11 protein-coding genes are annotated in these 15,538 nt (G+C 50.0%); 4 read left to right on the forward strand and 7 right to left on the reverse strand.

The features are described from left to right. Positions 1-59 precede the first annotated feature (59 nt). The 4 genes from MHI12_RS27810 (at position 60) to MHI12_RS27825 (ending at position 6,761) form a co-directional block, all read left to right on the forward strand. On the forward strand, positions 60-191 hold the full coding sequence (locus tag MHI12_RS27810) for a hypothetical protein (RefSeq protein WP_256721316.1): 132 nt from the start codon (positions 60-62) through the stop codon (positions 189-191). 213 nt (positions 192-404) lie between these two features. Continuing rightward, positions 405-1,352, forward strand: a complete 948-nt coding sequence (locus tag MHI12_RS27815; RefSeq protein ID WP_249912686.1) for a TetR/AcrR family transcriptional regulator — start codon at positions 405-407, stop codon at positions 1,350-1,352. A 33-nt stretch (positions 1,353-1,385) separates the two neighbouring features. Beyond that, on the forward strand, positions 1,386-4,622 hold the full coding sequence (locus MHI12_RS27820; RefSeq protein ID WP_405170871.1) for an efflux RND transporter permease subunit: 3,237 nt from the start codon (positions 1,386-1,388) through the stop codon (positions 4,620-4,622). A gap of 462 nt (positions 4,623-5,084) precedes the next feature. Further along, a complete protein-coding gene (locus MHI12_RS27825; RefSeq protein WP_405170872.1) occupies positions 5,085-6,761 on the forward strand; it encodes a PucR family transcriptional regulator in 1,677 nt (558 codons plus the stop codon). 15 nt (positions 6,762-6,776) lie between these two features. Here the strand turns inward: MHI12_RS27825 and MHI12_RS27830 are convergent, their stop codons facing one another. The 7 genes from MHI12_RS27830 to MHI12_RS27860 all read right to left on the reverse strand — a co-directional run bounded on the left by MHI12_RS27830 (position 6,777) and on the right by MHI12_RS27860 (position 15,520). Next, on the reverse strand, positions 6,777-7,004 hold the full coding sequence (locus tag MHI12_RS27830) for a hypothetical protein (RefSeq protein WP_062836929.1): 228 nt from the start codon (positions 7,002-7,004) through the stop codon (positions 6,777-6,779). Next, a complete protein-coding gene (gene hydA / locus MHI12_RS27835) occupies positions 7,004-8,449 on the reverse strand; it encodes a dihydropyrimidinase (RefSeq protein ID WP_405170873.1) in 1,446 nt (481 codons plus the stop codon). The genes MHI12_RS27830 and hydA overlap by 1 nt, the downstream gene beginning before the upstream one ends. Next, positions 8,446-9,741 carry an NAD-dependent dihydropyrimidine dehydrogenase subunit PreA gene (preA, locus tag MHI12_RS27840; RefSeq protein ID WP_405170874.1) on the reverse strand — a complete coding sequence of 432 codons (1,296 nt, stop codon included), beginning with the start codon at positions 9,739-9,741 and terminating at the stop codon, positions 8,446-8,448. The genes hydA and preA overlap by 4 nt, the downstream gene beginning before the upstream one ends. A gap of 714 nt (positions 9,742-10,455) precedes the next feature. Further along, positions 10,456-11,823, reverse strand: a complete 1,368-nt coding sequence (locus MHI12_RS27845; RefSeq protein ID WP_405173062.1) for an NAD(P)-dependent oxidoreductase — start codon at positions 11,821-11,823, stop codon at positions 10,456-10,458. 50 nt (positions 11,824-11,873) lie between these two features. Further along, a complete protein-coding gene (locus MHI12_RS27850; protein WP_405170875.1) occupies positions 11,874-12,755 on the reverse strand; it encodes a nitrilase-related carbon-nitrogen hydrolase in 882 nt (293 codons plus the stop codon). Positions 12,756-12,759: 4 nt separating this feature from the next. Beyond that, positions 12,760-14,049, reverse strand: coding sequence for a M20 family metallo-hydrolase (locus MHI12_RS27855; RefSeq protein WP_405170876.1), 1,290 nt, complete (start codon positions 14,047-14,049; stop codon positions 12,760-12,762). A gap of 97 nt (positions 14,050-14,146) precedes the next feature. Continuing rightward, positions 14,147-15,520: an aspartate aminotransferase family protein gene (locus tag MHI12_RS27860; RefSeq protein WP_405170877.1), complete on the reverse strand. Its 1,374-nt coding sequence runs from the start codon at positions 15,518-15,520 to the stop codon at positions 14,147-14,149. Positions 15,521-15,538: the final 18 nt, after the last annotated feature.

Genomic DNA, 15,538 nt, shown 5'->3' on the forward strand with positions numbered 1-15,538 from the left:
GAATGATATAAATAGGGAACCTCTTTATACTTTGCTACGTAAGAAAGGATGTTGTCGTCATGAGAAAATTATTGGCACGCATGGGTTCTTATACTGGGTATACCCTTCTGATCGGCATGGCCATCTTCTATCTTATCGCTCTAGTCGCCATTATTATACTCGCCTTGTACGCCTTCACTGGAGGAAACTAACTCAAACGTTCTTGATACCTTATCCCTATCGTACATACAAGCTGCACCTTGTTACTTGCCGTCTCTACTTCCCTTTGATCAGCCACTTTTCCCCATAAACATTTTCCAATTTACTCCCATTTGAATTCCTTCAACTAGATCGTTTATACTTATTTTGACCTTAAAGTCAATTCAAGAACTCACAAGTTCCCTGATGAGGTGAATGCATCGTTAATGAACCCTATACATGAGATGAATGAGAAGAAAAAGCTCATCATTACTACAGCACTCAAGTTATTCTCATCCAAAGGCAGTGCTGCAACATCCATGCAAGAGATTGCAGAATTATGCGGGATGTCCAAAGGCAGTCTTTACATCATGTTCAAATCCAAAGAGGAATTAGAAGCCAGTACTCTGGAGTATTGCATGTACACACTCATGGACGAGATGACACAGATTGAGCATGAAACAAGTCTTACCTCTCGAGAACGTCTGCAAAAGCAGATTGAGACACTGCTCATCCATGTTGCCGAACTTAAGGAGTTTTTGCGAGTACAGATGCGCAGCATGATGATGGATGATGAACAGCAACGCAAGGAACAATGCCATCCGCTGCAAAGAGATCTGGAGGTCCGTACCTTACATTGGTTTAAGGATAAGCTGGAGGAACAGTACGGATCGGAGATTGAACCTTATACGATTGACCTTATTTTGCTGACACAGGGGCTGTTCCTCTCCTACGTCAAGATCTGGTTTACAGAGATGCCGTCCCTTACTGTTACCAAAATGGCAACAAATTTACTGCAAATGATGGACTATGCAGCGCACGGATTCCTTAAGCAGAGACCTTTGCCTTTGATTCCTTTGGAGGACTGGCCTGCCTGGATTACCGAACCTCATCCGGATTCCACGGTGATGCGGCATCCTATTCATATTATCAAGCAAATGCAGGATATTGCTGCCTCCGAATTGCCTGCTGGGCAACCGAAGAATGATGTACTTGAGACCATTGCCATTCTCCGGCAGGAGATGATGGAATTCACGCCGCGGCGTGCCATTATTCTGGGTATGATGCACAATCTGGAGAACATAACTGCCATTCAACCTTTGCACTCCGAGCTTCAGCATATTCTGGATGCCATGTATAGCCGGTTCATCCAGGCTGACTCGTCACACACATAAACAGGAGAAACAGAGAGGAGAAGAAACCATCGTATGAAAGGTATTATTAATTTTTCACTGAACAACAAGTTTGCGATTTGGATTCTGACGATTATCATCTCTTTCGCAGGTTTGTACAGCGGATTGACGATGAAACAAGAGACAATTCCAAACATCAACGTACCGTTTCTGAATGTCACTGCCATTGATCCGGGGGCTGCACCGGAGGGAATTGTTGAAGATGTCACGAAGCCGCTGGAAGTAAAACTACGTAATGTAGATGGCGTGAAGACAGTTACCTCCACTTCCATGGAAAATGCAGCATCTATTACACTCGAATTTGATTATGGAACAGATCTGACCAACGCAACTGCAACCGTTCGTGAGGCACTGAATGAAGTTCAATTGCCTGACAGCGTGCAGAAGCCGACCATTTCCAAGTTCAGCATTAACTCTTTCCCGGTTGTATCTCTGAGCCTGTCCGACAAGGACGGCGGTGACCTGGAACAATTGACACGACTGGTTGAATCGGATATTCAGCCTGCACTCGAAGATATTGACGGTGTAGCTCAGGTCCAGGTTTCCGGTCAATATGTGAAAGAAGTTCAATTGAAGTTTGACCAAGCCAAAATGGCCGAGCTGGGCCTAACTGAAGATACGGTAAACGGAATCGTTCAAGGTTCATCCATTCGTGTGCCCCTTGGACTGTTTGAACTGGATAAATCCCAGAAAGCCGTTGTCGTAGATGGAAACATCATCGACATCGATGATCTGAAAAACCTTGCCATTCCAGTTGTACCCGGCGGTGCCGGTGCTTCCGCAGGCAATGGTTCAAACGCAGCCCCTCAAGGCTCTGGAGCACCAACTGGTGAAGCTGGTCAAGGTACCGCTCCAAGTGCTTCACAAGAAACGGACCAGACTGCAGGCCAAGCCGCTGGTGGTAATGCCAGTGTGGGTAGCCCTTCAGGTGCTGCCAACGCAGCTGGTATCCCTACAGTGAAATTAAGTGAAATTGCCAAGATCGAAGTCATCGGTCAAGCGGAATCCATTTCCCGGACAGACGGCAAGGAATCGATCGGTATTTCCATTGTAAAATCCAACGATGCCAACACGGTTGATGTTGTTAACGCAGTCAAAGATAAAGCGGAAGAGTTGCAATCGCAGTTCAAAAATGCTGATTTGACTGTCCTGCTCGACCAAGGTAAGCCGATTCAGGACTCGGTGAACACGATGCTGGGCAAAGCCGTTTTTGGCACCTTGTTTGCCATCCTGATCATCCTGCTCTTCCTGCGTAATATTCGTTCAACCATTATCTCCATTATCTCGATCCCGCTCTCCTTGCTGATGGCATTGACTGCGCTCAATATGATGGATATTACTTTGAACATGATGACGCTGGGTGCGATGACAGTTGCCATCGGACGGGTTGTCGATGACTCCATCGTTGTTATCGAGAACATCTACCGCAGGTTAACACTTAAAAGCGAGAGATTGAAAGGCCGTGAACTGGTCCGCGAAGCAACTCGCGAGATGTTCATTCCAATTCTTTCTTCCACCATCGTAACAATTGCTGTATTCCTGCCACTGGCATTGGTAAGCGGCATGGTCGGTGAGTTATTCACGCCATTTGCACTGACCATGGTATTTGCTTTGCTGGCATCCCTGATCGTTGCCATTACCATTGTGCCGATGCTTGCGCACACCCTGTTCCGTGGAGGGTTGAAGAACAAACAGAATCACGAAGAAAAACCAGGCAAGATGGCGGAAGGTTACAAACGCCTGCTGAACTGGACCCTGTCACACAAACTCATCACGGTCAGTATTGCAGTGATCCTGCTGGTCGGCAGTTTGTTCCTGTACCCGTTCATCGGTGCAAGCTTCTTGCCGGAACAACAGGATAAATATGTGACCATTACGTACAGTCCACAAACAGGAGCTTTGCGTGAAGATGTCGAAAAAGAAGCACTCGTTGCCGAGAAGTGGTTGCTGGAACAACCGGGTCTGGAGAAAATGCAATATTCCATCGGCGGAAGTAACCCATTGAGCAGCATGGGTGGCGGTGGCGGAAACTCGGCTCTCTTCTATATCGAATATAACGAAGATACGAAAGACTTTACCAAAGTGAAGGAACAGCTTGTAGAAGGTCTGAAGAAAGAAGTTACCGTAGGTACCTGGAATGAGCTCGACATGTCCGGCGGTCTGGGTGGCAGCGGCCTGAGCCTCTCCATCTATGGCGATAATGTAGAGCAACTTAAACCTGTATCGGACGAAATTCTGAAACTGGTTGAAGCGGATAAGGATAATTTTGAAAAAGCAGACACTACACTCGCTGACACATACGGGCAGTATACGCTCGTGGCAGATCAGGAGAAATTGAGTTCCCTAGGCCTGACTGCAGGTCAGCTGGCCATGGCACTGAGCCCGGCACGGGAACGTCCTGTGCTCACGGAAGTCGATATTGATAATAAAACGTATAAAGTATATGTAGAGACAGATGACAAAACATTCAACAGTATTAAAGAGATTGAGGATGAGACCGTCACTTCACCGCTTGGCATCGAAGTACCAATCAAAGATGTTGCCAAAGTAGAAGAAGGTACGTCCCCGAACTCCATCATGCAAATTGATGGTAAAGTTGTTGTACAAGTAACAGCCAACATCCTGGCTTCGGATGTAACGAAAGCTTCGAGTAACCTACAGGCTGAGATCGACAAACTGGATCTGCCTGATGGCGTTGAAGTGAAGTTCGGCGGTACAACCGAACAGATTAATGATACCTTTACTCAACTGGGTCTCGCCATGCTGGCGGCCATCGCCATTGTATACTTCGTGCTCGTTGTTACATTCGGCGGCGGATTGGCACCATTTGCAATCCTGTTCTCCCTGCCATTTACGGTCATTGGTATTATGGTAGGTCTGTTCATCGCTGGTGGTACGCTTGACGTCTCCGCCATGATGGGTGGACTGATGCTCATCGGAATCGTGGTCACCAACGCTATCGTATTGATCGACCGTGTTATTCACAAGGAAAAAGAGGGTATGCCTACCCGTGAAGCCTTGCTGGAAGCCGGTGCAACTCGTCTGCGTCCAATTCTGATGACCGCTCTCGCGACCATCGGTGCCCTGTTGCCACTGGTAACGGGTCTCGAAGAGAGTGCCGGTATCATCTCCAAAGGACTCGGAATTACCGTAATCGGCGGTCTGATCAGCTCCACGCTGCTCACGCTGGTTATCGTACCGATTGTGTATGAGTTCTTGATGAAATTTAAAAAGAAAAGAATCGAAGATTAAGAAGTCGTTGATCGTGCTCATGTAACGGTTCGAGTACAACTTAAATGTAGACTATACTATCTAACTTCTCGCCCCTTAGCGCATATTGGAATGGTTGAATTCCGATGTGATGCTAAGGGGCTTTTTTTATTTAAGCATTTTGCATAAATCCCATGAGCGTCTTCCAATCAGCAAGATATAGATCGAAATGATCCTATTCGTCTATACCTTGTACCCGTGAGCTATTGGAATCGAATTATGCAAAATGCTGATGTAAATTTACACGATACATAGACTGACATAGAAATTCTTCATTTTAATCAAAATCACAAAAAGAATAGACTTGATTGTCATTTGAAACAAATGAGCGTGAGATTTCAGCCCATCTGCTGTAAATCAACTTATAATATGGATTAATTATGTAAGTTGACGGATTCCAGACTTCAGATAGATCACATGTGATTGGGGAAGGATGGTGGTTGTGTGGGGGAGACAATGCTTCATATTCAGATCAGAGACATGCTAAAACGTCCCGTATTTCGCAAGGCGGAAGTTCTGGCCAGTGATCGTGCATTGGAGCGGTATGTTCGCTGGGTTCATATCATGGAGGTTCCTGAGGTAGGGGACTTGCTCAATGGCGGGGAATTGGTACTTACGACAGGCATTGGCTGGCAGGAAGGTGAGCAGCATGGCCTGTCTTTTTTGCGTCAGTTAATTGCACGTGGGGCTGCCGGACTCTGTATGGAACTGGGGGATCACACCAAGTCGCAGCTCAGGGCTATGAAAGAAATTGCAGTAGCAGCTGATTTTCCGTTGATCTGGTTCCACGAACAAGTCCGTTATATCGATATTACGCAAGACCTGCATTTCACCCTGATTCGTAGTCATCAGCGGATGATCGCTGAACTCGATAGTCTCACCACCTCATTTAACCAACTTCTTCTGAATGGAGATGGCGTACAACCCCTGCTTCGATTACTGTCAAGAACAACCGGATGTGCCGTGGCGTTATATCCACTTGAAGGGGAAGCAAGTGCCGTTCCCTACTGCTCTCCAGAGCAGCTGGAGACTCGTCGGCAGGATTGGTTTTTGCAGCGGGAACATTTGACGGGAGAAGATATTCCGAATATAATGCGGCTGTCAGATAACACATTACATGCACTCAGCATGCCTGTTCAGGCGTTAGACTACACCTTTGCCGACCTTGTGCTGATGCATCAAAAGCTGACGGATCAAGATTCAAGCATACCGATCAAACCTTCGGATGAATTCGTCATTCAGGCACTGGAACGTTGCGCGGCCGCAATTGCCCAGGACTGGATGCGAACCAAATACATGGAAGAGAAACGCCGCTACAAAGAAGATATGTGGGTCATTGACTGGCTTAACGGACATCACTCCACGAAGGAAATCCATGAATATGTATCCACCGTTAATCCCCTTCTCGCAACGAGCAAAGCCACCATAATCTTATTCGACAGTAACCCCGCATACACAGACAGCCTCAAACTTCAGAAATTATTGATCCAACGCAACATCGTCGCCCGTTCCGTGTTCGCTCGGGAGAACTTCACCCTCTACAGCACCGTTCTGAATCACCAGATCATTCTTATCATTCTCGACCCACTACCTGGATCTCAGCGCAAAAGCAGCCTCTGGCGCTGCATCGAACAGCTGCAGCAGCACGAGCAGGAACAGACCCACTGCCTCTTCTCAGGCTTGATCGGTATCGGTCATAACTGCACGGACCTCTCTCGTCTCAAGGATAGTCTGGAATCCGCGAAGGAGACACTGCGAATTCAGAAGGACATCGGCGAGATGCAGCAGCCCTTTTACAGCAACCTTCATTGTTATCGAATCATTGCCAGCATGAAGCAGAGCGGTAATCTGGATGATTTTATCGAAGAATATTTGGGGCCGCTCATCCGTTACGATGTAGAGAAAGGAGGTCAGCTGCTGCGCACGCTCAAGCAATATTTGGTCCTGTGCTGCTCTAAGCAAGAGACGGCCACCGCGCTATATATCGTCAGACAGACGCTGTATCACCGTTTGGACAAAATCGAAGCCCTTTTGGGAGAAGACTACATCCTCCCCGAGAAAAGGGTTGCAATCGAACTTGCCATCTACGCCTATGAGTATGTTCATGGTCCAATCGCGTGAAGAGCTGAGCATGGTCTAAGCTCCCCGCTGCTCCTGAAGCTGACGAATCAGAATATGACTGAACCACTTCCGTCCAGACGCCGTGCCCACGTATTGCTCTTGTTTCTCTTCGGGAAGATCCGGGTGCCCCCATATGACGTGAGCACCCTCCAGATGTTCCCGTACCGCATAGATCCGATAACCCTGCGCAACCATTCGCTCTATGGCGATCCTCTCGGCCTCAAACACATCATGATCCGACATCAGCTTCTCCCTCCATTCACTGCCGTCACAGGCTGTTTCATCGGTATGGGTGCGCCTGCATCATACTTGTTGCGCTTCACATACTGGCCTGACCCTGCCAATCCGGCAAATTGCCGATCTCGAATGACATACTCCCCGCGGCACAACACCGTCACCGGACAACCTTGTACCTGCATACCTTCAAATGCACTGTAATCCACATTCATGTGATGCGTATCTGCCGAGATCACCCTGTTTACAGAGGGGTCAAAAATAACGATATCCGCATCTGTCCCGACAGCCAGTGTCCCTTTCTGCGGGAATAATCCAAATAACTTGCTCGCTCTTGTCGAACACAAATCAACCCACTGATTGAGCGTAATCCTTCCTTTGACTACACCTTCCGAATACAGAATGCTGAGGCGATCTTCAATGACAGGCCCCCCGTTCGGAATTTTGCTAAAATCATCCTTACCCAGATCCTTCTGCCCTTTGAAATTAAACGAACAATGATCAGAGCCGATCGTCTGCAGTTGACCGCTTTTCAATGCATTCCACAGCACTTCCTGATGCGCTACTTCCCGCAGCGGTGGGGACCAGACATACTTTGCACCCTCAAAGTCCGGCTGATCCATGATCGACTGATCCAACGTCAAATACTGAGGACAGGTCTCCCCCCAGATTCGATAGCCCATTTCACGCATACGCGCGATCTGCTCCACAGCCTCCGCACAGGTCACATGCACTACATACAGCTGTGAATCCGCAAGTGCAGCCAGACGCGCCGCACGTCCCGTTGCTTCTCCCTCCAGCATGGATGGACGAGTCAGCGCATGGTGAATTGGCTCTGTGCGCCCTTCGGCGAGCGCCTGTCGAACCAGCAGGTCAATGACATCTCCGTTCTCGGCATGAACCATGACGAGTGCGCCGTACTCTTTTGCCTTTTGCAACGTCTGGAAGAGAATCCCGTCATCGGCCTGAAACTGGTTTTTATACGCCATGAACACCTTGAAGGATGACACACCCTCTTCTTCAATGATCTGCGGCAGCTCTTCTAGCACCTGATCATTCATCTCGCCGATCATGAGATGGAAACCGTAGTCGATGGCAGCTTTACCCTCGGCTTTAACATGCCACTCCTGGAGAGATTCGATTAATGGACGGCCTTTTTGTGTCAGACAAAAATCAATGATCGTTGTTGTACCGCCAAAAGCTGCTGCTGTCGTTCCCGTCGCAAAATCATCCGCCGTTACCGTTCCACCGAAGGGCATATCCAGATGCGTATGCGGGTCGATCCCGCCCGGAATGACATAACAGCCGGAAGCGTCCACAATCTCCGTTCGTTCATCAGGCACCAGTCCGATGCCAATCTGTGTGATTTTACTCTTTTCGATCAAAATATCTGCTTCAAAGGTATCTGACGCTGTGACCAACACACCATTACGAATCAATTTGCGGGTACTCATGATATCGCCTCCTTGGTTGATTGATCTCTAACCGATTGCAGCATGGCAATCGCAGACTGACGTTCATTCCAGGTTACAGGTTCCTGCTCAGGTACAAGTTCAACCATATCAATCGCCCCATCCACCGGGCAAACGATCGAACACAGATTGCAGCCAACACAGTCCTCTTCCACCACTTCCAGATAGGAACCGGACGGGTCGGTCAACATATCAATACACTGATGCGAGGTGTCCTCACAAGCAATATGGCATTTGTTGCAATTGATGCAGACATCGCGGTTGATGCGAGCGACCACTTTGTAGTTCAGATCGAGATTGCCCCAATCCGAATAACGCGGAACGGTCTGACCTACCAGTTCTGCTACGCTGCTTAGACCCTTTTCATCCAAATAATCGTTCAGCCCATCAATCATGTCCTCCACAATGCGGAATCCATGATGCATCGCTGCGGTACATACCTGAACCCCTGTAGCGCCCATGAGCAAGAACTCTGCTGTGTCACGCCAATCAGATATGCCGCCTATGCCCGAGATCGGCACACCCACCTCTGAATTACGTGCACACTCGGCAACCATGTTCAGTGCAATTGGCTTCACCGCTGGGCCACAGTATCCGCCGTGTGCTCCTTTGCCACCCACATGCGGCACGGTATTCCACGAATCCAGGTCCACACCTGCAAGAGAGTTAATCGTATTGATCAGGGAGATCGCATCCGCACCACCTCGTACAGCTGCCCGGGCTGTCGCCGTAATATCCGTGATATTTGGCGTGAGCTTCACAATCACCGGTGTGGTCGCTACTTCCTTCACCCACATCGTCTGTAGTTCGACCAGGTCCGGCTGCTGACCAGAGGCAGCTCCCATGCCACGCTCAGCCATGCCATGCGGGCAGCCAAAGTTCAGCTCCAAGCCATCGACGCCGACGGCCTCCACCTTTTTGACAATCTCATGCCACTTCTCTCGCGTAGGTTCCACCATCAATGAAGCGACAACCGCACGATCCGGGAAGCGCTTCTTGGTCTCGGCAATCTCCCGCAGATTCACTTCCAGCGGACGATCGGATATCAATTCAATATTGTTAAACCCCGCCACCCGCTGTCCGCCAAAATGGACCGCCGCGAAACGGGAGGATGTATTGATAATTGGCTCACCCAGCGTCTTCCACACCGCCCCACCCCAGCCCGCCTCGAATGCACGCTGAACCTGATATCCCGTATTGGTCGGTGGTGCAGAAGCCAGCCAGAATGGATTGGGTGATCGAATACCTGCCAGATTAATGGATAAGTCAGCCATAACGATCCCTCCTTGGTGTTGTTTGAACTTACTATATAAGTTGAACTAAAGATTATTTACACTGACACTACGATGACAGAATAACCTTCCAATCGCTGTTATCCCCAGATTTTTTTGATTCCTTTTATAAAGGGAAAATCCGGGGATAAAGGCCAGCCTATGCTTCCGATGCAGCTTTCTTTCAGAAAGCCTTTAGCTTCGCTTCTTCAGGTTCTTTCAGGTTTCTTCTGGTTCTTTCTGTCCTCTTCGTTTCGTGTAAATGTTAAATTCAATTTATATCTTTACACTGGATATTTGGTCGTGCTCAGGATCTCTGCGTAGTAATGGTGTTTTTCGATAGCACCTGAATTCTAACGAACCGTACAGCTCTTATTTGACTCATTTGAGGGACTTTCAAAATCTAACGAATCGTAGAAAGCTTATTTGGCTGTAATAGCTCATTTCGGCTTCATTTCAACGATTTTTATCAAAATAAGACGTGTGAGATTCGTTAGATTTTCCAATCCTCCTTAATTGCCACTATAAGGTGTGTAGGGTTCGTTAGCGTGTCAGGGACACGAGGAATTGATGTACCCCACACTTCTTGCACAGATCTAATCTACGCCTCTATCACTCTAGCAGTCCCTTGCGCCCTCCCACCCGTACTCTCTCCTTGTATGCTTCCATTCCACGCTTTCCTTGCACGCGCCTCTTTCCCTTGCCTTCCCTCACTGCTCACGCCGTCTCTTCTACCTGTCCAGGCAACGCCTTCATGACAGCGGCGGCAGCCAGCTTACCCTGCTGTGCAGCCGAGACAACCATCGCCTCACCCTGGCCCTGACCAAAAATAACATCTCCTGCCGCATAGATCTGAGGGTGTGAGGTACGGTACGTATGCGGCTCGATCTCTACGACACCCCAGTGGTGACGAAGCCCAAACGCTTCGATTAATGGTAATAAACGATGCTGCCCAATCGCCCGGATGACGGTATCACATTCAATCATGAACTCCGATCCCTCGACAGGCACAGGCAACGCTCGCCCACCACCAGGCGGAGTAATCAGCTCCATTTTCACGCATTCCACAGCCTGAACCCGACCGTTCTCGTCTCCAATAATACGCTGCGGCATCGTAAACCAGCGGAACTCCACACCTTCCTGCTTGGCAAACGTATATTCAAACGCATAAGCCGTCATCTGGCTTTCCCCGCGCCGATATAACATCTGCACCCGCTCGGCACCAAGACGTACCGAACAGGTTGCTGCATCTACCGCCGTATTACCCGCGCCAATAACGGCGACCTTCAGACCATTCAGCGCGGGTGGAACACCTTGCTTGGTAGACTCCACCAGTTCAATCGCATCATAGACACCTTCCAGTGCCTCCCCTTCAATGCCCAGCATAGGTACTGAACCCATGCCACAGGCCAGAATAACCGCTTCATGCTGCTCCAGCAACTGCGAAGCAGGGATATCCACACCGATGCGCACTCCATAACGGATCTGTACACCAAGCGCCTCCACCTGCTCCACTTCCCATAGCGCAACCGATTCGGGCAAACGGAAAGATACGATGCCATACGTATTCAGCCCACCGCCTTTGGGCTTTGCTTCATAGATCGTCACCTCATAACCTGCGCGCCCCAGTTCGCGTGCCGCCGACAATCCCGCAGGCCCTGCTCCCACAACAGCAACGGTTCTCCCATTGGCAGGCGCTGCCTGGAATAACGGCTCATTCTTCGCCCGCGCCCAGTCGGTGGCGTAACGCTGCAAGTCACCAATGCGAATCGGCTTCGACGATTCGTTCAGCACACATGCACCTTCACACAATTCCTCTGTGGGACAGACACGTGCGCAGCTGGCTCCAACCGGATTCGCATCCATAATGGTGCGGGCCGAACCTTTCAGGTGACCTGTGGATATTTTGCTAATAAAAGAAGGGATATTAATGTCGGTTGGACAGGCCTTGATACAAGGTGCATCGTAACAGTATAGACAGCGGTTTGACTCCTCCATCGCTTCCTTGCCTGTCATGGCGGGTTTCATCTCGGCAAAACGACTCTCCCACCCATAATCGGATAACGTTGTTCCTGAGCTGTTCATCAATGTCATGCACCTCCTGAAGTTTGATTCGTGCTAGCTTCCATCTACTTTTACAGACTAACCAGATGTTCGTACGTTTCTGGCCTGCGATCGCGGTAGAACTGCCACACATTCCGCACCTCACGAATCATCTCCGTATCCATCTCACCAATAACGACCTCATCCTGATCCCGGCTGCCGATCGCTACCATTCTGCCTCGCGGGTCGACCAAGTACGACTGTCCATAAAATTCACCCATATTCCACGGCGCTTCTACACCAACCCGGTTGATGGCTGCAACATAATAACCGTTAGCTACCGCGTGAGCAGGCTGCTCCAGTTTCCACAGATATTCCGATGTACCCGCAACCGTAGCGGACGGATTGAACACAATCTCTGCCCCCGCTAGCCCGAGCAATCGTGCCCCTTCCGGAAAATGACGATCATAACAGATGTACACCCCGACTCTGGCGTAGGCTGTATCAAATACCGGAAACCCGAGGTTACCTGGTTTGAAATAATACTTTTCCCAGAACCCATTTGTACCCTCACCTGCTTCCACATGCGGGATATGATGTTTGCGATATTTGCCCAAATATGAACCATCCGCATCAATAACGGCTGCCGTATTGTAATACGAAGCAATGCCCTCCACCTCGTAAACGGGTAAAATAATCACCACCGCAAGCTCCTTCGCCAGCTCCTGAAAACGTCTGGTCGTTGGCCCTTCCGGCACCGGTTCAGCGGATGCATACCATTTGGGATTCTGCTCTGTGCAAAAGTACGGTCCATAGAATACTTCCTGCAACCCGATGATCTTGGCGCCTCTTGCAGCAGCTTCACGGACCAGCGCAATGTGCTTCTGAACCGCAGCTTCTTTGTGCACTTCAACAGGAGCCGAACCTTCGATTTCATGAGAAGCCTGGATTAATCCGATGCTGATTTTTGCCATAACGTCACAACGCCTCCTCGGGTAAAATGATTGGTTGGTTCACTCCACTACACATCCTCCGAATGGTGCGATATAACACTTCCGTGCCGAGTCCAATATCCTCCGGGGAGGAATATTCGCTGGGATGATGACTGATCCCGTCTTTGCTGCGGACAAAGATCATGCCATAATCACACACAAGCGAAAGGGCCAACGCATCATGGAACGGACCACTCATCAGTTCTGGCAAAGTAACCCCGATCTCTTCCGCGGATGAACGAATCACCGACTTGATTGGCTCTGCACAATACCGCGGCTCACTATTCGTATCCTCTGTCAGCGAGTAGGTTAGGCCATATCGGAAACTCACGTCATCCAAAATGTTCATCAATCGGGCTTCAAGCCGGTTCCTGCGCTCCATCTCCATATCTCGCAAATCAACGGTGAAGCTGACTTCCTCCGGAATGATATTCCGGGAATCTGGAAACACCCTCAGACTTCCCACCGTACCTACGGTTGGAGCTTCCGGGTCTTCTCTCACCATATCGTCAAAAGCCGCAATGACTTTGGCGCTGCCTACCAAAGCATCATGCCGCATCCCCATCGGAACAGAGCCGGCATGACCTGCCATGCCTTTCATCGTCACCGTAAGCCACAGCGGGCCCGAGATGCCCGTCACCAGACCTACAGGTGCATTCAACGCTTCCAACACCGGCCCCTGTTCAATGTGCAGCTCCAGATAACTGCCTATGGAACCTGGCGGGTAGGTCGCCTCTTCAAAATCCGAAGGAGAACAGCCGAAGGCTTCCAGCGCCTCCCGGCGGGTCACTCCGTTTTTATCCTGCCGCTCCAGTTCGCCTTCTTCCAACTGACCGGTTATGCCACGCGAGCCGAACAGGCCTTTGTTAAAACGGGAACCCTCTTCATCACAAAAGGCAACTACCTCAATCGGCATAAGAGGCTGAATGCCATTTTCGATCAGGCATTGCACCGCTTCAAGTGCACCGAGCACACCAATCGCTCCATCATATCGACCGCCATACGGCTGAGAGTCGATGTGGGAACCAATCATGAGGATCGGCAGGGCCTGATCCGCCCCTTCCAGACGACCAATCAGATTGCCGAAGGGATCGAGCCGTGTCGTAAGACCGGCACTTTCCATCCAGTGACGAACCTGTATGATGCCATCCATATCTTCCGGGGTCAGGGCAAGTCGGCATACACCCGTCTCTGCGATTCGTCCAATGCGTGACAACTGCTCAATTCGCTCATTCAGCCGAAGCTGATTAATGAGTTTGCCTGTTGTGGTCTGCATCCTTCCTCGCCTCCTTGCGCTTATTTATCGCGTAATGATATGAAATCTCCATCTCGCTTGCTAAACCGTAAACGCCTGTCGTACCTGTGTATGGCAACTAACCTGCGTCCAGGCTACGTAGCGCAACGAGCAAACTTCCAGCGATCAGATCCAACTCATCCTCAGTGGTAACAAACGGCGGAGAGATCGTCAAAATGTTTGCAAACCCCGGCACGGTATCGCCGTTCTTGCCAATCAGAATGCCGTCCCTTTTACAACTGGCGAGTACCTTCATTACTTTGTCCGCCTCCGCAGGAGATCCGTCTGCTTCAATCAATTCAATGCCACAGGCGAATCCGAATGAACGGATATCCCCCACAATGGACAGCTCCAGCAAAGGTTCCAGCTTCTCACGAAGCAGGTATCCAAGTTCTTCCGCCCGGCTGACCAGATTCTCTCGTTCCAGAATTTCCAGATTCGCCAGTGCCACCCGGCAGGATACGGGATTCCCGCCAAAGGTATTCACATGGCGAAAATGGGCATCCGATCCAGGCTCCCGGAACGTCTCATACAGATCGGCACGCACAGCCGTTGCTGATAATGGTGAATACGCACTGGTCATGCCTTTTGCCATCGTCACAATATCTGGTTGTACGCCATAGTTCTGATGACCAAACTTCTGCCCAGAGCGGCCAAAACCGCAGATGACCTCATCTACAATGAGCAACACGCCATAGCGATGACAGATCTCTTGCACGGTGCGCATATAATCCGGCGGGGGCACAATCATGCCGCCTCCTGTGATCACCGGCTCCATAATTACTGCGGCAACCGTCTCAGGACCTTCCCAGCGAATCACCTCTTCATAGATGGTTGCACATTCGAGTCCGCATCCATCCTTGTTTCGTCCAAACGGACATCGGTAACAATATGGTGGTGGAACATGAGAGAAACCTACGCCGAGCGGCTCGTATTTGATCTTACGGGCGGCTTGCCCAGTGGCGCCCAGCGCGCCCATGGAGTTACCGTGATAGGCACGGTGACGGGAGATGAATTTGTGCCGAGTAGGCTCACCATTCTGATGGTGGTACTGACGGGCTATTTTGAAAGCCACTTCATTCGCATCTGAACCTGAGTTGGAGAAGAATATTCGATACTCCCCCTCAAGCCATTCATTCAGCTTCTCCGCCAGCAAAATCGCTGGTTCGTGACTCTGCGTCATCGGTACATAAGCGAGTGCTTTCATCTGTTCGTAGGCACTTCTCGCAATCTCCTCACGGCCATGCCCCACATTCACACACCACAGTCCCGACATCGCATCCAGATAACGTGTACCATCCTGATCAGTGATCCAGCTGCCCTCCCCGCTTACTGCAATCATCGGATGATCGTTATGAGGCGAGATGTGATGCCACACGTATTTGCGATCCTTCTCCAGCCACTCTTCTTTCGTACTGCCAAGCGGCTGCGGCTGCTGATCCACAGAACTCATTCGTCATCCTCCTCCACA

The organism is Paenibacillus sp. FSL H8-0280, from assembly GCF_045040665.1.
Taxonomy (GTDB): domain Bacteria; phylum Bacillota; class Bacilli; order Paenibacillales; family Paenibacillaceae; genus Paenibacillus; species Paenibacillus xylanexedens_A.

What these genes read in the sequence shown, in the direction of transcription:
- MHI12_RS27830 (WP_062836929.1), bottom strand. Translation starts at nt 7,004, where the DNA reads ATGTCGGATCATGATGTGTTTGAGGCCGAGAGGATCGCCATAGAGCGA.
- MHI12_RS27815 (WP_249912686.1), top strand. Translation starts at nt 405, where the DNA reads ATGAACCCTATACATGAGATGAATGAGAAGAAAAAGCTCATCATTACT.
- MHI12_RS27820 (WP_405170871.1), top strand. Translation starts at nt 1,386, where the DNA reads ATGAAAGGTATTATTAATTTTTCACTGAACAACAAGTTTGCGATTTGG.
- MHI12_RS27850 (WP_405170875.1), bottom strand. Translation starts at nt 12,755, where the DNA reads ATGGCAAAAATCAGCATCGGATTAATCCAGGCTTCTCATGAAATCGAA.
- MHI12_RS27855 (WP_405170876.1), bottom strand. Translation starts at nt 14,049, where the DNA reads ATGCAGACCACAACAGGCAAACTCATTAATCAGCTTCGGCTGAATGAG.
- hydA (WP_405170873.1), bottom strand. Translation starts at nt 8,449, where the DNA reads ATGAGTACCCGCAAATTGATTCGTAATGGTGTGTTGGTCACAGCGTCA.
- MHI12_RS27860 (WP_405170877.1), bottom strand. Translation starts at nt 15,520, where the DNA reads ATGAGTTCTGTGGATCAGCAGCCGCAGCCGCTTGGCAGTACGAAAGAA.
- MHI12_RS27810 (WP_256721316.1), top strand. Translation starts at nt 60, where the DNA reads ATGAGAAAATTATTGGCACGCATGGGTTCTTATACTGGGTATACCCTT.
- preA (WP_405170874.1), bottom strand. Translation starts at nt 9,741, where the DNA reads ATGGCTGACTTATCCATTAATCTGGCAGGTATTCGATCACCCAATCCA.
- MHI12_RS27845 (WP_405173062.1), bottom strand. Translation starts at nt 11,823, where the DNA reads ATGAACAGCTCAGGAACAACGTTATCCGATTATGGGTGGGAGAGTCGT.